Origin of the sequence: Mesorhizobium sp. WSM3859 (genome assembly GCF_002295065.1) — a bacterium.
Taxonomy (GTDB): Bacteria; Pseudomonadota; Alphaproteobacteria; order Rhizobiales; family Rhizobiaceae; genus Mesorhizobium.
Genome location: NZ_NSGG01000003.1, coordinates 562,224 through 580,861 on the forward strand (window position 1 = coordinate 562,224; position 18,638 = coordinate 580,861).

Consider the following 18,638-nt stretch of genomic DNA (forward strand, 5'->3'; position numbering starts at 1 on the left):
GGCGCCGACAAGGCACCTGGTCCAATTGCGAATGGTCATTTCATGTCTCCAATGCGGTTGAGGCGCGCTACGGCGGGCCGGCCCGCCAAGGCCAACTCCGGGCGCCGGCGACGCTTGTCGTTAAAAGGATGGACACTGATCCCGCCCAGAGCCGTTCACCGTCTCAAAGAAACGGCGAACGGCTCTATCTCTTGATTTGACGCGATTCCTGACGGAAAGCCGCTTCACACCTTTCCTGGAATTGCTCTGGGCGGGATCAGTGGTGATGCCACCAATATTCCCAGTATTCGCGCGGCATTTCCCGCTCATCGAGGCCGATATCGCGTCTCAGGTAATCGTTCCGAGGCGGCAGAAGGCGGCGCCGGTTTCGCAACGGCGAAAGCAGCGCCGACAAGGCCCGTCGCATGTAGCCGCGCCGTGGCGGGAGGTAATCCGCCGCGGCGGATACACTCTCGCTATCCGGCACGGCGTCAGGTCCGGCGGCGACGGGTATGGTCTGTCCGACACGGTCCGCCCGGTCAGCGATAAAAGTAGGGGTCGAGGACCCGCACCTCCGTGATCTTGTCGACGGGAAGCGAATTCTTCTGAGCGGTGCTGCGGATCGCCTCCGGCGAGGGCGCGTCATAGATGCAGAAACTCTTGCCCTTGTCGGGCGAGACGAAGGATTGCACCCAGGTGACGCCTTTCTCGGCATTGCGGGCGATGACGCCGCCCATCGCGGTGGCGCCGGCATCGTTCATCGGTACGTTCAGCCCTTCCGGGAAAGTGCGTTCAACGAGATAGCGTGGCACGATCGTCGTTCCTTTCGTGATTGGATTGGGCTCGTTTCGAGCAAGGCCGATCCCACCATTTCGGCAAAGACCGCGCATCGGAGCCATTCCCCATATTGTCCGGGACGATTCCCTATCTTTGGAACGTTTTATGTGGAAGATGGCACTGGAATGTGTGGAAAGTCACATTTCAGTCCCGTTTCCCACGCTATCGCGGCGGCGACCCGCCGTGGTGGGAATTCCGATTTCGCGAGAGAGCGATGATGCTTCTGGAACGGCAGCCGCAGCTGCAGCAGATGGATGCCTTGTTGGCGGATGCAACAGGGGGCCGCGGCCGCGTCGCGGTCGTCTCGGGCGAGGCCGGCGCCGGCAAGACGGCGCTCGTCGAGGCGTTCGCGAACCGGCTGGACGACGGCCTGACGGTGCTGCGAAGCGCCTGCGAAGACCTCTCCATTCCCGATCCGCTTGGTCCGCTTCACGATCTGGCGCGCAACGCGCAGTGGGAACTGTCGCGAGCGATCGACGACCGCCAGGTACAGCGGCTGCCCTTGTTTTCCGAGGCGCTCGACGTCTTCGAGGCGAATGGCCCTTGCCTGCTCATCATCGAAGACCTGCACTGGGCCGATGACGCGACGCTCGATTTCGTGCGCTTCCTCGGCCGGCGCATCGCAAACACCCACATCCTGCTTCTGATCACGGCGCGAACCGACCGCAGCGAAGGGCAGATGCGCGTGCGCCGGGCGCTCGGCGAGATCCCGGCCGGCAATGCGGTGCGTATCGACGTGCCGCTGCTCAGCGAAAGCGCCGTGCTCTCGCTCGCCGCAACCGCCGAGCGCGACGGCGACGCAATCTACCGGGCGAGCGCCGGCAACGCCTTCTTCGTCACCGAGCTGCTCGCCGCGGAAGGCGATGGCGCGTTGCCGGCGAGCGTGCGTGACGCCGTTTTGGCGCGCGCTGAAAAACTGTCGCCCGGCGCGCGCTCGATGCTCGACGCCGTCTCGGTGTTTCCGCGCCGCGCCGACGCGTGGGCGCTGAGCGGCCTTTGCGGGATTGCCGCCGCCGGCCAGCTCGCCGAATGCGTCGCCAACGGGCTGCTCGAGGATTTCGGCGACGGCTATGCCTTCCGGCACGAGATCGCCCGCACGGCCATCGAGATGGCGCTGACGCCCAGCAAACGGCGGGAGTACAATGAGCGCGCCCTAGCGGCCTTGCGCGAAAACCCGCAAGTGGCCACTGCCAGGCTGGTGCACCATGCGGTGGAAGCGCAGAACCTGGACGTGGTGCGCGAGCTCGCGCCGGCCGCGGCGCGCGAGGCTTCGCGGGTCGGCGCGCATCGCGACGCGGTGGGCTATTACGAGGTTGCCCTGCGCTATGCGGATATGCTGCCGGTCGAGAAGCGAGCCGAGCTCTATGAGGGCCACGCCTTCGAGTGCCACTTGATCGGCCGCGTCGACGCGGCGATGGAGGCGCAGGGCCGGGCGCGCCAGCTGCGCCAGGCGTTGGGCGACCGTGTCAAGGAAGGCGACAGCCTCAGGTGTTTGTCGCGCTTCGCCTACCTGCTCGGAGATCGCGGTGCCGCGGACCGTTTCGGCGAGCAGGCGGTCGAGCTTCTGGAGACTGCCCCCGACAGCGCCGAGCTGGCGATGGCCTACTCGAACCTCTCGCAGCTGGCGATGCTTGCCGAGCGGCTCGAGGATACGCTTTCGCTCGGCGGCAAGGCGGTCGAGCTGGCGGAGCGGCTCAACCGGCCGGATATTCTGTGTCATGCGCTGAACAATGTCGGCGCCGCCGGGCAATGGTTGGATTTCACCAAAGGGCGGCGCGATCTCGCCCGCAGCCTGGGAATCGCATTGTCGGGAAACTTCCAGGAACACGCTGCGCGCGCCTTCACCAACTGCGCCTGCGTCGAGATGAACAGGCTCAACTTCAAGGAGGCGGCGTCGTTCCTGGGTCGCGGCATTGCCTATTGCATCGAGAACGATCTGGCGACATGGCGCGATTACATGCGCGGCGTGCAGGCGCAGCTTCTGCTGAGGCTCGGCCTCTGGGACGATGCCGCAGCGATGGCGCATGAGGTTGTCGACGATGAAGCAACGACGCCGTTGGTACGCTATCCGTCGCTGGTGGCCCTGGCCAGATTGCGCATCCGCCGCGGCGACCCGGCCGAGCCGATCGTGGAAGAAATGAGGCGGTTCCTGGACAAGGGCATGGAGCTGCAACGGCTAGTGCCTTTTGCCGGGGTGATGGCCGAGCTGGCATGGCTGGGCGAGGGCGACAGGGATGAAGCGCTGCATCTGATCGCCCTTGCCGAAGGCCTCGCGCCGACGCGGGCGGTGTTCGGTGAGCTGGCGACCTGGCGGCGGCTTTTGTCGCCTGAAAGCGATCCCGGCGAGGCCGATGGCATGGCCGAGCCGCACCGCCTGCAATTGGTTGGCGACTGGCGCGCCGCCGCTGCGCTTTGGACAAATATGGGCGCCCCTTTCGAACGAGCGCTTGCCTTGCTGCAAGGCGACGAGGCCGCGCGGCGTGAAGCGCTGGACATTTTCGAGGCGCTCGGCGCAAGGCCGGTGGCGCAGCACGTGCGCGGCCTGCTGCGGCAGAGCGGCGTCAGCCATATCGCGAGAGGACCGCGACAGGCGACGCGCGCCAACCAGGCCGGCCTCACGCAGCGCCAGATGGAGGTCCTGCAGTTGATCGAACGAGGCTTCTCCAACAAGAAGATCGCCGCGCATCTGACCATCTCGCCGAAGACGGTCGACCACCATGTTTCAGCGGTGCTCGGGAAACTTGAAGCTGTCTCGCGCGGCGAAGCGGCGGCGGCGGCGCGCGCGTCGGGGCTGGTGTGAGATTTGGTTTCTGCGCCTGAAGGACATCGCCAGCACCGGCGATGCTCCTCATCCCCTGCGGGCCACCTTCTCCCCGCAAGCGTCAGGGCAATCGCCTATGGGTTTATCGGCGAAGGCCAACACAACGCCGTCATCCGCAGGGGCCGTCATCCTCGGGCTTGTCCCGAGGATCCGCCGTCGCACACGGATAGAGCGCGACCAGTTCGGGGAGGCCGGTAGATCCTCGGGACAAGCCCGAGGATGACGGCATTGAGGCCCGCAAGCGGGGAGAAGGAAACAAGCGTCAGGCGAAGGCGCCGTGGCAGTGCTTGTACTTCTTGCCGGAGCCGCAGGGGCAGGCTTCGTTGCGGCCGATCTTGCCCCAGGTCGCCGGGTTCTTCGGGTCGCGGTTTTCCGGCGCGACGACGGCGCTGGTGTCCTGACGCATGAGAAGCGCGGTCTCGCCGCCCTGGAAATCGTCCTCGCCGGTGGAGCCGTCGATGTGGCTGCCGAACATCTCGGGCGTTTCAGGCGGCGGCGCATCGGCCGCCTGGCGCACCAGCTCGACGCGCATCAGCTGCGCGGTGACGGCCTGGCGCAGATTGCCGAGCATGCCCTGGAACAGCTCGAAGGCCTCGCCCTTGTATTCCTGCAGCGGGTCGCGCTGGGCATAGCCCCGGAAGCCGACGACCGAGCGCAGATGATCGAGATTGACGATATGCTCGCGCCACAGATGGTCGAGCGTCTGCAGAACCACTGAACGCTCGACATAATTCATCACGTCGGGGCCGAAGCGGTCGGCGCGCTCCTTGGCGGCGGCGTCGGCCGCGGCCGCGATGCGCTCGCGGATATCGTCCTCGGCGATGCCTTCTTCCTTGACCCATTCCTCGATCGGCAGGTCGAGATTGAGGTACTGCGCCACTTCATCCTTGAGGCCAGCGACGTTCCATTGCTCGGCATAGGCGTTTTCGGGGATGTTCTTGGCGACGACCTCGTCGATGACGCCTTCACGCATTTCGGTGATCGTCTCCGACAGGCCTTCGCCGTCCATCAGCTCGATGCGCTGCTCGAACACCACCTTGCGCTGGTCGTTCGAGACGTCGTCATACTTCAACAGATTCTTGCGGATGTCGAAGTTGCGCGCCTCGACCTTCTTCTGCGCTTTCTCCAGCGCCTTGTTGATCCAGGGATGGATGATCGCCTCGTCTTCCTTGAGGCCGAGCTTCTGCAGCATGCCGTCCATGCGCTCGGAGCCGAAGATGCGCATCAGATCGTCCTGCAGCGACAGGAAGAATTTCGAGCGGCCCGGATCCCCCTGGCGGCCGGAGCGGCCACGCAGCTGGTTGTCGATGCGGCGCGATTCGTGGCGTTCGGTGGCCAGAACGTAAAGGCCGCCGGCAGCCAGCGCCTTTTCCTTCAGGCGTTCGACATCGTCGTAGATTTCCTTTTCCCGGGCTTCGCGCTCTGGGCCCTCGGGCATGTCGCCCAGTTCCTCGGCGATGCGCATCTCGGCGTTGCCGCCGAGCTTGATGTCGGTACCGCGGCCGGCCATGTTGGTGGCGATGGTGATGGCGCCGGGCTTGCCGGCCTGGGCGACGATGGCCGCCTCGCGCTCGTGGTGGCGGGCGTTCAGCACTTCGAAATTCTTGAAGCCGTCCTTGCGCAGGCGCTCGGCCAGTTGCTCGGATTTCTCGATCGAGGTGGTGCCGACCAGCGTCGGCTGGCCCTTGGCGCTGGCTTCGCGGATCTCCTTGACGATCGCCTTGTACTTCTCCTCGACCGTCCGGTAGACCTCGTCGTCCTCGTCCTTGCGGATGACCGGCAGGTTGGTCGGGATCTCGGTGACCTCGAGATTGTAGATGTTGGCGAATTCCTCGGCCTCGGTCAGCGCCGTGCCGGTCATGCCGGCGAGCTTCTTGTAGAGGCGGAAGTAGTTCTGGAAGGTGACGGATGCCAGCGTCTGGTTCTCCGGCTGGATCTGCACATGCTCCTTGGCCTCGAGCGCCTGGTGCAGGCCTTCCGAATAGCGCCGTCCGGGCATCATGCGGCCGGTGAACTCGTCGATGATGACGATCTCGCCGTTGCGCACGATGTAGTCGCGATCCTTCTGGAACAGCAGATGCGCCTTCAGCGCATTGTTGACGTGGTGGACGATGGCCACGTTCTCGACGTCGTAGAGCGACTCGCCCTTCAACAGGCCGGCGTCGCGCAGCATGTTTTCGAGCTTCTCGGTGCCGTCCTCGGTGAAGATCGTCGTCTTCTGCTTCTCGTCGACCTCGTAGTCGGCCGGGCCGAGCTTCAGCATGAAGGCGTCGATGGTGTTGTACATTTCCGAGCGGTCCTCGAGCGGACCGGAAATGATCAGCGGCGTGCGCGCCTCGTCGACCAGGATGGAATCGACCTCGTCGACGATGGCGTAGGAATGGCCGCGCTGCACCATCTGCGAGCGCTCATACTTCATGTTGTCGCGCAGATAGTCGAAGCCGAGCTCGTTGTTGGTGGCGTAGGTGACGTCGCAGGCATAGGCCTCGCGGCGCTCGTCGTCGGAAAGTCCGTGCACGATGATGCCGACGGTCAGGCCGAGGAATTTATAGACGCGGCCCATCCATTCGGCGTCGCGCTTGGCGAGGTAGTCGTTGACGGTAACCACATGCACGCCCTTGCCGGCGAGCGCATTGAGATAGACGGGCAAGGTGGCGACCAGGGTCTTGCCCTCGCCGGTGCGCATCTCGGCGATGCCGCCATTGTGCAGCACCATGCCGCCGATCAACTGGACGTCGAAAGGCCGCATGCCGAGCACGCGGCGGGCCGCTTCGCGCACCGTGGCGAAGGCCGGAACCAAGAGATCGTCGAGCGAAGCGCCGTTGGCGAGGTCCTGGCGGAATTTCTCCGTGCGCCCGGCGAGTTCGGCGTCGGAAAGCGCATGCATCTCGTTTTCCATGGCGTTGATGGCCTCGACCCTGGGCCGGGTCGACTTGACACGCCGGTCATTGGAGGAACCGAAAACCTTACGGGCGAGACCGCCGAGACTGACCATCCAATGGTCCTTTCGATAGCAATTTTGGCCGTTTGCGACAGGCGCCTGGCGGGCCCATCAAATCCGCGTGAATGCGGACAAACGCAAAAAGCGCCCGGAAAACGGTTCTGGACGCCAAGTCGTTGGACAGATAAGAGGGGGCTCAATCGATGTCAACGCCGCGTTAGCCCTACGGGCAGCGCCAAATTCCGCCACAATTCGACTGATCTGGAACCCTTCCGCTCACGCGATCCTCATTGGCAATCCCATTGGAGTTATCTTGATGTCCCTGTCGTTCCGCCGCGCCTCGCTCGCCAGCTTCGGTCTGGCCTTCGGGCTCTCGGCTCTCTGTCTGTCGCCGCTGATGGCGCAGGAGACCAAGCCCGCGGAGGCTGCCGCGCCTGCCGCCGCTCCCGCCGCGCCGGTCGATCCCAATGCCGTGGTCGCCACCATCAATGGCGAGAAGCTGACTGAGGCCGATCTGCGGCTCGCCGAAGGCGAACTCTCGCAACAGTTCGCTCAGCTGCCGCCGGACCAGCGCCGCGCGGCCGCCCTTTCGGCGGCGATCGAAATCCGCGTCATGGCCAAGAAGGCGGTCGACAGCGGCCTCGACAAGGACGCCGACTTCCAGCGCCGCATGGCTTTCCTGCAGGCGCGCGCGCTGCATGGCGAGGTCGTCGAGAAGGAAGTGGTCGACAAGGTCACGGACGCCGAAGTGCGCGCCCGCTACGACCAGGAGATCGCCAACACGCCGCCGGTCAATGAAGTGCATGCGCGTCACATCCTCGTGAAGACGAAGGAAGAGGCCGAGGCGATCATCAAGCAGCTCGACGGTGGCGCCGACTTCCAGAAGCTCGCCAACGAGCACACCAACGACCCCTCGGGCAAAACCAGTGGCGGCGATCTGGGCTGGTTCGGACCGGGGCAGATGGTGCCGGAATTCGACAAGGCGGCCTTCGCGCTTGACGTCGGCAAATACACGAAGGAGCCGGTGCAGACGCAGTTCGGCTGGCACGTCATCAAGCTCGAAGACAAGCGCGCCAAGCAGCCGCCGGCCTTCGACGACGTCAAGGACCAGGCCAAGCAGGCGGTGATCCGCGACAAGTATTTCGCCATGGTCAAGGAGCTGCGCGCGGCAGCCAAGGTCGAGATTCCGGACGAGAAGCTCAAGAAGGACATCGACACGCTGGAAGCTGGCAAGTAATCCGGCCGCCGGCCGATAGTTTGCAAAGGGCGCCTTCGGGCGCCCTTTCGTTATGGGGCGGGGGCTATCCCTCGCACCACATAGCGCACGGCAGCGCGGATCGCCGCCTCGTCTTCGCCGAGGCGGTTGCTCAGCAGATGCCGCCAGGCGTAGGACGCGATCAGATCAGCGACGATCCCGGCATCGACATCGGCCGCCACCTCGCCGCGCGCCTTGGCGCGCTCGATCATCAGGCGGGTATGGCTGCGGCGTCCTTTTGAGTATTCGGCAAGTGCCGCCGCGGCCGTCTCGTCCGACTGCGCCTCGGCAATCAGTGAGCGGTAGATGTTGCCCGATGGGGTGTCGCGCCAATGCGCGAACAGATTCCTGAGGAAGCCGGCCAGATCATCCTCGACGTTTCCGGTGTCGGGCGTCTCGACATGCTTCTGCCGCTGGTAGACCTCGATCAGCAGCGCCGCCTTGCTCGGCCACCAGCGATAGATGGTTGGTTTTCCCGCCCGCGCCCGCCGGGCGACGGCTTCGATCGAGAAGCCGGCATAACCCGCCTCGCGCAATACGCCTTCGGCCGCCTCGATGATGGCATCGGCGCTCTCTGGATTGCGTTTTGCGCCGATCGACTTGCGCCCGCGAGCGGCGGCTTCGCCCATTCCAGTCTTCCTTAGCCGGTGAATCTGCCGCCGATCATATTGGCTTCGCGGGCGAAACGAAACGACGCGTTTCCAATTGCAAAACCGCCGGCCAAGGCGCGAAGGCGCGGCCAGAACGCCCCTTGCGCCGGGGCGCGCTATCGGGCAAACCGGCCTTCCTTTCGCTTTATCGCCGTTCCGGGGTTCCGATGTCCGCTACGATCTCGCCGCTCGCACCGAAGAAGTATCCGAAGATGCCGGTCATCGAGGGTGTGCGCATCGCGACCGCGGAGGCCGGCATCAAATACCGGAACAGAACCGACCTGCTCGCCATGGTCTTCGATCCGGGCACGGCTGTCGCCGGCGTGTTCACCAGGTCGAAATGCCCGTCGGCGCCGGTCGACTTCTGCCGCCAGAACCTGCCCGCCGGCAAGGCGCGCGTGCTGGTGGTCAATTCCGGCAATGCCAACGCCTTCACCGGCAAGAAGGGCAAGGCCTCGACCGCGCTGACCGGCGAGGCGGCGGCCAAGGCCGCAGGATGTTCCGAAAGCGAGGTGTTCCTGGCTTCGACCGGCGTTATCGGCGAGCCGCTCGACACCACCAAATTCAGCCATCTGCTCGCGGGCCTGGTCAAGGACGGCAAGCCGGATCTGTGGACCGAGGCCGCCAAGGCCATCATGACCACCGACACCTATCCGAAGGTGGCGACGGCGACGGTCAAGCTCGGCGACACCGACGTGACCATCAACGGCATCGCCAAGGGCGCCGGCATGATCGCGCCCGACATGGCGACGATGCTTTCCTTCATTGCCACCGACGCGCCGATCGCCGCTTCCGTGCTGCAGGACCTGTTGTCGCGGGGCACGGCCAAGACCTTCAACGCGGTGACCGTCGACAGCGACACCTCGACCAGCGACACGCTGCTCATCTTCGCCACCGGCAAGGCCGCCGCGCGCGGCGCGCCGGCGATCGCTGATCCCAAGGATGCACGGCTCGGCGCGTTCCGCAGGGCGCTCGGCAAGGTGCTGAAGTCGCTGGCGCTGCAAGTGGTGCGCGACGGCGAGGGCGCGCGCAAGCAGGTCGAAGTCACGGTGACCGGCGCCAAGTCGGCGCGTTCGGCCAAGCGCATCGCGCTGTCGATCGCCAATTCGCCGCTGGTCAAGACAGCCGTCGCCGGCGAGGACGCCAATTGGGGCCGCGTCGTCATGGCCGTCGGCAAGGCCGGCGAGCCGGCAGACCGCGACCGGCTGTCGATCTGGTTCGGCGACAACCGCCTGGCGCATGAGGGCGAGCGCGATCCGGCCTATTCGGAGGAAGCGACGTCTGCCTACATGAAGCGCGACGAGATCCGCATCCGCGCCGATATCGGCATCGGTCGCGGCAAGGCGACGGTGTGGACCTGCGACCTCACCAAGGAATATGTCGCCATCAACGGCGATTACCGGAGCTGATGGCGCCGGTGTCCAGGCATCCGGCAAGCGTGCTGGCGGTCGTGCGCCGCTACGAGGCGGCGGGCTTTCGCGCCTGGCCGGCGGCGGCCGTCCACTATGACGGCACCTGGGTGGTGCGGCTGACCGCCGGGCACCCCGCCAAGCGGCTGAACTCGGTCAATCCGCTCGATCCGGGCGACACGCACGCCATCGAAGAGCGCATCGGCCGCGCCGCGCGCCGCTTCGATGCCTATGGCAGGCCGCTGACCTTTCGCATGTCGCCGCTGTCGGGACAGGTCTTGTCCACGCATCTCGACAAGGCTGGCTGGAACAGGTTCGACGAATCCATGGTCATGCGGCTGCCGCTGAAGGATCTCGAGCTCGGCGCGGCCATGGACCAGATACCGCTCAAGGACATCAGCCGCTTCATCGGCGCGTCGTTGAGAACCAGCGGCTCGGACGCCTCGCTGCGGCCCGGCCTGTCCGAGGTCATCGGCGCCATTCAGCCCGAAGCTGGGCTTTTCGCGCTGGAGGACGGCAATGAGCCGCTGGCGACGCTGATCTGCGTCCATGACGGCGATCTCGCCGGCCTGTTCGAGGTCGCCACCGAAAAATCGGCGCGCAAACAGGGCCATGGCAGCAATCTCATCCTGTCGGCGCTGAAATGGGCGCGGCTGCGTGGCGCGCGCGAGGCCTGGCTGCAGGTCGAGGCCGGCAATGCCCCGGCGCTCTCGCTCTACCGGTCGCTCGGCTTCGAGGAAGTCTACCGCTACCACTATCGACGGCCGCCGGGCGCATGAGCGACAGCAAGCCAGCCGGAAAGCGCCTGCTGCTGGTCGCCGCCTGCGCGTTGGTCGATACCGACCGGCGCGTGCTCCTGGCGCAGCGCCCCGAGGGCAAGCAGCTTGCAGGCCTGTGGGAGTTCCCGGGCGGTAAGGTCGAGCCCGGCGAGACGCCGGAGGAGTGCCTGGTCCGGGAGCTGCATGAGGAACTGGGCATCGAGACCGAGATTCCGTGCCTGGCGCCTCTCACCTTCGCCAGCCATTCCTATGAAGATTTCCATCTACTGATGCCGCTTTATGTCTGCCGCCGCTTTCGCGGGATCGCGCAGCCCAGGGAAGGGCAGGGGCTGAAATGGGTCAGGCCTAGGCAGATGCGCGACTACCCGATGCCGCCGGCCGACGCACCGCTGATCCAGTTCCTCATCGACCTGCTGTAATTCGCGACCAGCCTTCGGGGCCTGTCACATTTGCTGGAAGCGTCTTTTCCGGAGCTGCTTTAGCCAGCGTTAATGGAAGATTTATCTCGACGTGAAAAATTGCACGGGGCCGTTTCGCGCGGCGAGATCGTCGATGACTGTGGGAAACACGGCATGAGCCTTGAAAGAGACTGGGACTCGATCCGGCCCGACCGAGGCTTCCGCGCCGCGGATGCCGGCATGGGCATCCTGCGAATCACGCTTCTCTTCGGCTCGGCCGCCGTGGCGCTGGCGCTGATCGCAACGCCTTTCCTGGACAGCCAGACGCGATCGCAGGGCGCTCGCGACGGCTTGGCTGTCGGGCTCGACATGACGCCGACCGGATCGATCGGCCATCGTACCAATACATATACCGTGCGCCGCAGTGTGCTGCAGCCGATGCCCAGTTCAATCTGCGTCATCCGCAATGACGGCAGCCGCAGCGGCGAGTGCTGACATGGTTAATGATTTTTCGGGACACCGGCATTTCACTCGCTGTTAAGCTTTTGCCGTTAACCTTTCTTAACGGGTAGGACATTAGAATTTCTGCATAAGGGATCGATGACCATGAAAAACCTGCTGCAGCAATTCGTAAGAGATGAGACAGGCGCCACGGCCATCGAATATGGCCTGATCGTTGCCGTGCTGTCGCTTACAATCATCGGCGGCGTGGGCAGGGCCGCGGACGCGCTTCAGTGGTTGTTCAGCGACAACAACAGCAGGCTGGTCCAGGCCTTTTCCCACTGACGAAGCCGACCCGGCAATCAGAGACGCGGTCAACCCTTCGGCGGGTTCTCCAGGATCGCCTTCAGCGATACCTTGGCTGACCCCGGCTTGAGCGGCTTTTGCTGCGAGGCGTCGGGCGCCCAACCGGACATCCAGACAACCGGAAAGCTTGCGCGGATGCGGCCATCCGGGTCCGAGAACCGTTCGGCATAGATTTCGGCGGCACGGGCAAACAGGCGTCTGCTGCCTGGCCGCCGGCTGCGGTCGATGAGCGGGCTGGTTTCGCCCATGGCGCGCAGATCGGCAGCGAGATCGAACAGCGTATCGTAGCGCACGGCGACCGTTTCGACATCGGCGACAGGCAATGCCAGGCCGGCGCGCTGCAACAGCCCACCCGCATCGCGCACGTCGGTGAAAGGAAGGATGCGCGGGCTCGCGCCGCCGGAAAGCTCCGTCTCAGCCGTCAGCATGCTTTCGCGCAACTCCGCGAGCGTACCCGCGCCAGCGAGAGCGCCAAGGAAAAGCCCATCCGGTTTCAGCGCCCGGCGGATTTGCGCCAACACGCCGGGAATGTCGTTCATCGCGTGCAGCGAGAGCAGGGAGACGACGAGATCGAGGCTGCCCTCCTCGAACGGCACGGTCTCCGGCGGCGCTACCAGGCCGAGGCCGCCGGCGAGAAGCGCTTCATCCATCTCGACACGCACGATCTCGCCGACCTTGCCGCTGGCTGCGAGCACCTCGGCGGCCGCCGACGTCTGGCAGAACAGCGCGGCCGCCTTGCCGAAGCGGCGTTCCACGGCAGCCAGCCGGTCGGCAAGGTCTTCGGCCGCTCGCCGCATCAGGAAATCGGCACCCTCGACGGGGCGGGCGAGAGCCCGGCGCTTGCGCGCGAGCCAGAGCTCAGTGTCGATCAAAGGCTGCAATCAAAAGCTTCCTGTTGTCCGCGCCCGCCGGAGTGGTGTTAATGTGGCGCGGGGTTTCCTTTCACGTGGCCGATCCGGTGCACAAGATCAAGACCAGCGCGGTTCTGGACATGACGCGGCAGGCGCTGGCCTGGCCGGCGCGTCTGTTGTTTCCGCCGGTTTGCGCCGGCTGCCGTCGCCATGTGTCGCAGCCCGGCGTTTTGTGCGGCGCCTGCTGGCCGAATCTGAGGCTGCTGGAAAAACCGTGGTGCCCGGTGATGGGAACGCCCTTCACCCACGACATGGGCGAGGGGTTTCTGTCGGCGGAAGCGATCGCCGATCCGCCGCCCTTCGAACGAGCGCGGGCCGCCGTCGTCTATTCGGGCGTCGCCCGGCAGATGGTTCAGGGGCTGAAATATCAGGACCGCACCGATCTCGCGCCGTGGATGGCGAACTGGATGGTCCGCGCCGGCGCGGAGCTGATTGCCGAGGCCGATCTGGTCGTGCCGGTTCCGTTGCACTGGCGGCGCTTCTTCCGGCGCCAGTTCAACCAGTCTGCGGAGCTTGGACGCGCCGTTGCAAAGCTCAGCCGGCTGCCATTCTCGCCATCCGCGGTCAAACGCGTGAAGCTGACGCGCCAGCAGGTGGGGCTCGAACGGCATGAGCGCGAAGAGAATGTGCGCGCCGCCTTCCGCGTTCCACCGGACGCCGAGATCCAAATCTCGGGCCGCCGGGTGCTGGTGGTCGACGATGTCTACACCACCGGCGCCACCGTGAGGGCGATCGCCAAGGCGCTGAAGCGGGGCGGCGCCGGAGCGGTCGATGTCCTCACTTTCGCCCGCGTCCTGCCTGGGGACTTTCGGGCCGATGAGTCCGCGACTATATAGAAACCCAAGTGTTGTTTTTGGTGCAGATCGCTTTCATACAACCATTGGGCGACATGCACTGGCAGGATTGTGACCGATGGTCGATGTGACGATCTATACAAGGATGATGTGCGGTTACTGCAGCGCCGCCAAGCGGCTGCTCGACCGCAAGGGTGTGAGCTATACCGAGCACGATGCCTCCTTCTCGCCGGAACTGCGCCAGGAAATGATCTCGCGGGCGCATGGGCGAACCACCTTTCCGCAGATTTTCATCGGCGACACGCATGTCGGCGGCTGCGACGATCTCCATGACCTGGAGTCGCAGGGCCGGCTGGATGTGATGCTCGCCAACGGGAGATGATCATGGGTAGTTTCAAGGCCGCAGCCGTGCAGATGCGTTCGGGCACGAGCCCCGAGCGCAACGCCGCCGACATGGAAATCCTGGTCCGCCAGGCCGCCGGCCAGGGCGCGACCTATGTCCAGACGCCGGAAATGACGGGCGCGCTGGTGCGTGACAAGGAGGCGGGTGCTGCCGCTTTCACCACCGAGGACAAGGACATTGTTGTCGCCACCGCGCGCAGGCTGGCGAAGGAGCTCGGCATCCACCTGCATATCGGCTCGACCGCGATCCGTCGCGCCGACGGCAAGCTCGCTAACCGCGCCTTCCTGTTTTCGCCCGACGGTGGCGCGATTGCCGGCTATGACAAGATCCATATGTTCGACGTCGACCTCGACAATGGCGAGAGCTGGCGCGAGTCAGCGGCCTACGAGCCCGGAACGGAAGCGGTTGTGGCCGATATCGAAGGGACGAAGCTCGGCTTTGCCGTCTGCTACGACCTGCGCTTCCCGCAATTGTTCCGCGCCGAGGCGATGGCCGGGGCCGAGGTGCTGACGGTGCCAGCCGCCTTCACGCGCCAGACTGGCGAGGCGCATTGGCATGTGCTGCTGCGCGCCCGCGCCATCGAGAACGGCGCCTATGTCATCGCCGCCGCGCAAGGCGGCCTGCATGAGGATGGGCGCGAGACCTATGGCCATTCTCTGATCGTCGACCCGTGGGGGCGCATCGTCGCCGAGGCCGCGCATAACGAGCCCGGCGTGATCATCGCCGAGATCGACCCGGCACAGTCGCTTGCCGCGCGCCGCAAGATCCCCAATCTCAGGAATGCGCGGGACTTCACCGTCAATGCCGGCGACGGCGAGGCGCTGCGTCTCAGGGGTGCTGCCTCTTGATCCGCTTTTCCCTGATCTGCGAGCACGAGCACGAATTCGAAGCCTGGTTCCGCAGCAATGACGACTTCGACACCCAGAAGAAGCGCGGCTTCGTCGATTGCCCGACCTGCGGCTCGCACAAGATAGAGAAGGCGCTGATGGCGCCGGCCGTCTCGACCTCGCGCAGGCAGGAGAAGATGGCTTTGGCCATGGGCGAAGCGCAGAAGCAGGCGCTGGCGCAGTTGAAGGCGCTGGCCGAGAAGGTGCGCGAGAATGCCGACTATGTCGGCGACAAGTTCGCCGAGGAAGCGCGCAAGATCCACTTCGGAGAGACCGATCCGCGCGGCATCTATGGCGAGGCGACGCCGGAAGAGGCGGAAAGCCTCGTCGAGGATGGCGTCGAATTCATGCCGATCCCGAGTTTCCCGGACGACCGGAATTAGGACGGCGAACTCAGGCTTCCGATTAGTTTTTCCAGCAGTTTAGCCAGCATTTCCCTGTCCTCTTGCGTCAGGCCGGCGAGGATTTCATGCTCGTTGGCGACATGGGCGGCAAGTACGGTGTCGGTGAGTTCGCGGCCTTTCGCGGTGAGCTGCACAACCACGCCGCGCCGATCACTTGGGTGCGGGGCGCGCTGGATTAGTCCGGCCTTTTCCAGGCGATCGAGGCGGGCGGTCATGGCACCGGACGTCACCATCGTCGCCTCGTAAAGCTCGGTCGGTGTCAGCGCGTAGGGTGAGCCTGAGCGGCGCAGCGTCGCCAGGACATCGAATTCACCGGACTGCAGTCCGAAACGGGCGAAGACCGGCGCGAGCCGATCGCGCGCGATGAGCGACGACGCTTCGTTCAGGCGACCGATGACGCCCATCGGCGAGACGTCGAGATCCGGCCGTTCGCGCCGCCACTGCTCCATGGCCCTGCCTGCTCGATCCATATCGCTCACCGCAAAGTATCTTGACATTAAGAATCTTTACGTTATCATACCCTAGGAAGAAGCGGCCGCCAAGCGGTCACGCAGCGACAGGACAGCCCGATGAAATTTCTCTGGGATTCGGCGATCGGCCTTCTGGTCGTGACCGGCGGCCTGCTCGGCATGACGCTGCCTTTCGGCAAGCTCGCCACCGGAGCCGGCGTGCCCGCCATGGTTTGGGCTTTCACCATCTCGTTCGGCGCCGGCGGCGTGCTGCTCCTCGCGCTTCTGCTATGCGGCGAGCGCATCCGGCTGACGCCGCACAAGCTGCGCTATTTCTTCGTCACCGCGGCGGTTTCCTATGCCATCCCCAATCTTTTGATGTTCTCCGCCATCCCGCATCTCGGCGCCGGCTACACCGGCATCATGTTCACGCTGTCGCCGGTGATCACGCTGGTGTTCTCGATCCTGCTCGGCGTCAGGCGTCCGAACCTGCTCGGCGTCATCGGCATCGGCGTCGGCTTCGTCGGCGCGGTGATGGTCGCGCTGACGCGCGGCGAGGCGGGCCAGGCGGCGGATTACTTCTGGGTGGCGATCGGGCTGCTCATCCCGGTCAGCCTCGCCGCCGGCAACATCTATCGCACCGTCGACTGGCCGGAGGGCACCGGCCCGATCGAGCTCGCCGTCGGCAGCCATCTGGCCTCGGCCACGCTGCTCCTCGTCGGCATTTTGACCCTTTTGGGCTGGCAGGCCTTCGCACCGTTCGCCGGCGTGCCGCTGGTGATCGTCGGACAGGTCGCCTCGGCCTCGGCAATGTTCGTCTTCTTCTTCCGGCTGCAGGCGGTCGGCGGCCCGGTCTATCTGAGCCAGATCGGCTATGTGGCAGCGGCCATCGGCCTGTTCGCCGGGACGATCCTCCTCGGCGAGCACTACCAGCTTCTGACCTGGCTCGGTGCGGCCATCATCACCGCCGGCGTGTTCATCACGACCAAGGCGCAAAGCCAGGCCGGCGCGCCTGCGCCGCTTCGGATCGAGCCGGCATCATCCCGTAGCTAATCCTCGTTGCTGTCGGCGGGTTCCGGCTGCGGATGCCGGCGGCGATGGTGGCGGCGCCTTGGCTCGCTGTCCCAGTCCTAAGTTCGCCTTGACGCTGTTCCAGACAGAGAACAACTGCGCATCTTTCCTGGGATTGCAAAAGGAGAAAGCCATGGCCAACGCAGAAGGTCCGGTCAGCGTCGCGGATTTCCGCGCCGCCATGCGGCTCATCGTCGGCAATGTCAGCGTCATCACCGCCGGGGTCGGCGACGACCGCACCGGCCTCGTTGTCATTTCCGTGGTGTCACTTTCGGCGGAGCCACCGAAGGTGATTGCCTGCGTCAACCGCTCCTCGTCGACCTGGCCGATCATCGAGCGCTACCGGCATTTCGGCGTCAATTCGCTCGGGCCCCAGCACCAGCGGGTGGCCGAGCGCTTCTCCGGCTTCGGCGGCATCAAGGGCAAGGACCGCTATGAGGGCGTCGAGTGGACGACGCTGAAGACCGGCGCATCGCTGCTTACCGATGCGGTGGCCGCGTTCGATTGCAGGCTCGACGAGATGATCGACCGCGGCACGCATTCGATCGTCATCGGCTCGGTCGAGGCGGTGAGGACGCAGGATTCCGGGCAGGCCCTGATCTACTGGCGGGGCGGCTACCGGCCGTTGGAAGCCTGAGGTCTGACGCGATCAAACCGAGGCTTTCTCCGCCAGCACCATGTAGTTGACGTCCATATCCTTCGAGCGCTGCCAGCGGTCGGCCAGCGGATGGTAGATGACGCCGGTGCGATCGATCACCGTGAGGCCTGCGGCGCCTAGCGCCTTTTCGAGTTCGTCCGGCCGCACCAGCTTGCCGAACTGATGCGTGCCGCGCGGCAACCAGCGCAGCACATATTCGGCGCCGATGATGGCGAGGCCGAGCGCCTTCAGCGTGCGATTGATGGTGGCGACGAACATGATGCCGCCGGGGCGCACCATCTGGCCGCATTTGGCGATGAACAAATCGACATCGGCGACATGCTCGACCACTTCCATATTGAGGATGACGTCGAAGGTCTCGCCCGCATCGGCCAGTTCCTCGGCCGTCGTGGCCCGATAATCGATGCTGACGCCGACCTCCGCCGCGTGCAGCTTGGCCACTTCGATGTTGGTCGCCGAGGCGTCGGCGCCGACCACTTCAGCGCCCAACCTGGCCATCGGCTCGCACAGCAAGCCGCCGCCGCAGCCGATATCGAGGAAGCGCAGGCCCTCGAAAGGCCGCGCGGCGCGGGGATCTCGGCCGAAGCGCGCCGCCACCTGGTCGCGGATATAGGCGAGCCGCACGGGATTGAACTTGTGCAGCGGACGAAATTTGCCGTTCGGGTTCCACCATTCGGCGGCAAGGGCTGAGAAGCGTTCGACTTCTCCGGCATCGATGGTCGATCGACGGGGTTCTGGCATAGGCAAGCCTCCGGCGCATAACCCCGAAAATCGGCTTCGATTTTCGGAAAGGATCATGCGCAAAATCAAAATGCCACAGCGTCCTTTGCGCGTCCGAGAGGACGCGCGGCGCTGTAGAGCGTTAGGAAGTCGGGTCCTTGGCGTCAAAAGTCAAGGCAGGGTTTTTCGGCTGCTGCCACACGCGTTGCCGGCAGCATTCCCGCCGGCTGTTGACCGATGTCAGAACATGGCAGCTTGATCGGGCTGCGCGCAAACGCGATCGCCATGTCGGGCGAATGGGAGGCATGTGCCCAGGAAGGAGGCCATCATGCAATCCCATCGATCCTCTGGCGCCGAAGCGTGGCGCGACCGGACTGAGGGTTGCCGCGGCTCGCTCCGCTTAACGTCAAATTTACTGGCCTGACGATTTCCCCGCGCACGATCGGAATTTGGCATGTACATTTG

Annotated in this window: 19 protein-coding genes; 13 read left to right on the forward strand and 6 right to left on the reverse strand. The window is 65.0% G+C overall.

From position 1 onward, the window contains the following. Window positions 1-518: 518 nt before the first annotated feature. On the reverse strand, window positions 519-791 hold the full coding sequence (locus tag CK230_RS09695) for a DUF4242 domain-containing protein (protein WP_095817014.1): 273 nt from the start codon (window positions 789-791) through the stop codon (window positions 519-521). A 242-nt stretch (window positions 792-1,033) separates the two neighbouring features. On the opposite strand from CK230_RS09695, the gene CK230_RS09700 reads away from it, so the two are divergent. Next, window positions 1,034-3,616 carry a LuxR family transcriptional regulator gene (locus tag CK230_RS09700; protein WP_095817015.1) on the forward strand — a complete coding sequence of 861 codons (2,583 nt, stop codon included), beginning with the start codon at window positions 1,034-1,036 and terminating at the stop codon, window positions 3,614-3,616. Window positions 3,617-3,899: 283 nt separating this feature from the next. Here CK230_RS09700 and secA read toward each other — a convergent pair whose 3' ends face one another. Beyond that, on the reverse strand, window positions 3,900-6,632 hold the full coding sequence (gene secA, locus CK230_RS09705; RefSeq protein ID WP_095816925.1) for a preprotein translocase subunit SecA: 2,733 nt from the start codon (window positions 6,630-6,632) through the stop codon (window positions 3,900-3,902). A gap of 262 nt (window positions 6,633-6,894) precedes the next feature. Between secA and CK230_RS09710 the strand changes: the two genes are divergently transcribed. Next, on the forward strand, window positions 6,895-7,815 hold the full coding sequence (locus CK230_RS09710) for a peptidylprolyl isomerase (protein WP_095816926.1): 921 nt from the start codon (window positions 6,895-6,897) through the stop codon (window positions 7,813-7,815). A 50-nt stretch (window positions 7,816-7,865) separates the two neighbouring features. On the opposite strand, the gene CK230_RS09715 is transcribed toward CK230_RS09710, so the two are convergent. Then, complete coding sequence (locus CK230_RS09715) at window positions 7,866-8,462, reverse strand: TetR/AcrR family transcriptional regulator (protein ID WP_095816927.1); 597 nt, start codon at window positions 8,460-8,462, stop codon at window positions 7,866-7,868. Between the two features lie 188 nt (window positions 8,463-8,650). Here CK230_RS09715 and argJ point away from each other — a divergent pair, with 188 nt between their 5' ends. The 5 genes from argJ (at window position 8,651) to CK230_RS09740 (ending at window position 11,855) form a co-directional block, all read left to right on the forward strand. Further along, complete coding sequence (argJ, locus tag CK230_RS09720) at window positions 8,651-9,892, forward strand: bifunctional glutamate N-acetyltransferase/amino-acid acetyltransferase ArgJ (protein ID WP_095816928.1); 1,242 nt, start codon at window positions 8,651-8,653, stop codon at window positions 9,890-9,892. Next, on the forward strand, window positions 9,892-10,671 hold the full coding sequence (locus tag CK230_RS09725; protein ID WP_176480057.1) for a GNAT family N-acetyltransferase: 780 nt from the start codon (window positions 9,892-9,894) through the stop codon (window positions 10,669-10,671). Before argJ ends, CK230_RS09725 begins: the two co-directional genes overlap by 1 nt. Then, window positions 10,668-11,090: a (deoxy)nucleoside triphosphate pyrophosphohydrolase gene (locus tag CK230_RS09730; RefSeq protein ID WP_095816929.1), complete on the forward strand. Its 423-nt coding sequence runs from the start codon at window positions 10,668-10,670 to the stop codon at window positions 11,088-11,090. Before CK230_RS09725 ends, CK230_RS09730 begins: the two co-directional genes overlap by 4 nt. 153 nt (window positions 11,091-11,243) lie before the next feature. Further along, window positions 11,244-11,564, forward strand: a complete 321-nt coding sequence (locus CK230_RS09735; protein WP_095816930.1) for a hypothetical protein — start codon at window positions 11,244-11,246, stop codon at window positions 11,562-11,564. 105 nt (window positions 11,565-11,669) lie between these two features. Further along, window positions 11,670-11,855, forward strand: coding sequence for a Flp family type IVb pilin (locus CK230_RS09740; protein WP_095816931.1), 186 nt, complete (start codon window positions 11,670-11,672; stop codon window positions 11,853-11,855). Window positions 11,856-11,884: 29 nt separating this feature from the next. Here the strand turns inward: CK230_RS09740 and CK230_RS09745 are convergent, their stop codons facing one another. Beyond that, window positions 11,885-12,757 carry a methyltransferase domain-containing protein gene (locus CK230_RS09745; protein ID WP_095816932.1) on the reverse strand — a complete coding sequence of 291 codons (873 nt, stop codon included), beginning with the start codon at window positions 12,755-12,757 and terminating at the stop codon, window positions 11,885-11,887. A gap of 65 nt (window positions 12,758-12,822) precedes the next feature. Here CK230_RS09745 and CK230_RS09750 point away from each other — a divergent pair, with 65 nt between their 5' ends. From CK230_RS09750 to CK230_RS09765, 4 genes are all read left to right on the forward strand, one after another. After that, window positions 12,823-13,623, forward strand: a complete 801-nt coding sequence (locus CK230_RS09750; RefSeq protein ID WP_095816933.1) for a ComF family protein — start codon at window positions 12,823-12,825, stop codon at window positions 13,621-13,623. Window positions 13,624-13,699: 76 nt separating this feature from the next. Next, window positions 13,700-13,963 carry a glutaredoxin 3 gene (grxC, locus tag CK230_RS09755; RefSeq protein WP_095816934.1) on the forward strand — a complete coding sequence of 88 codons (264 nt, stop codon included), beginning with the start codon at window positions 13,700-13,702 and terminating at the stop codon, window positions 13,961-13,963. A 2-nt stretch (window positions 13,964-13,965) separates the two neighbouring features. After that, window positions 13,966-14,832 (forward strand): carbon-nitrogen hydrolase family protein, encoded by an 867-nt coding sequence (locus CK230_RS09760; RefSeq protein ID WP_095817017.1) that lies wholly within the window; start codon window positions 13,966-13,968, stop codon window positions 14,830-14,832. Further along, entirely contained in the window at window positions 14,829-15,254 is a 426-nt protein-coding gene (locus CK230_RS09765; protein WP_095816935.1) for a DUF1178 family protein, read from the forward strand. Before CK230_RS09760 ends, CK230_RS09765 begins: the two co-directional genes overlap by 4 nt. Here CK230_RS09765 and CK230_RS09770 read toward each other — a convergent pair. After that, on the reverse strand, window positions 15,251-15,745 hold the full coding sequence (locus CK230_RS09770) for a MarR family transcriptional regulator (protein WP_095816936.1): 495 nt from the start codon (window positions 15,743-15,745) through the stop codon (window positions 15,251-15,253). The genes CK230_RS09765 and CK230_RS09770 overlap by 4 nt on opposite strands. A 99-nt stretch (window positions 15,746-15,844) precedes the next feature. Between CK230_RS09770 and CK230_RS09775 the strand changes: the two genes are divergently transcribed. Both CK230_RS09775 and CK230_RS09780 read left to right on the forward strand, forming a co-directional pair. Next, window positions 15,845-16,777: a DMT family transporter gene (locus tag CK230_RS09775; protein WP_095816937.1), complete on the forward strand. Its 933-nt coding sequence runs from the start codon at window positions 15,845-15,847 to the stop codon at window positions 16,775-16,777. Window positions 16,778-16,928: 151 nt separating this feature from the next. Further along, window positions 16,929-17,432, forward strand: coding sequence for a flavin reductase family protein (locus CK230_RS09780; protein ID WP_095816938.1), 504 nt, complete (start codon window positions 16,929-16,931; stop codon window positions 17,430-17,432). Window positions 17,433-17,444: 12 nt separating this feature from the next. Here CK230_RS09780 and ubiG read toward each other — a convergent pair whose 3' ends face one another. Continuing rightward, a complete protein-coding gene (gene ubiG, locus CK230_RS09785) occupies window positions 17,445-18,194 on the reverse strand; it encodes a bifunctional 2-polyprenyl-6-hydroxyphenol methylase/3-demethylubiquinol 3-O-methyltransferase UbiG (RefSeq protein WP_095816939.1) in 750 nt (249 codons plus the stop codon). Between the last annotated feature and the right edge of the window lie 444 nt (window positions 18,195-18,638).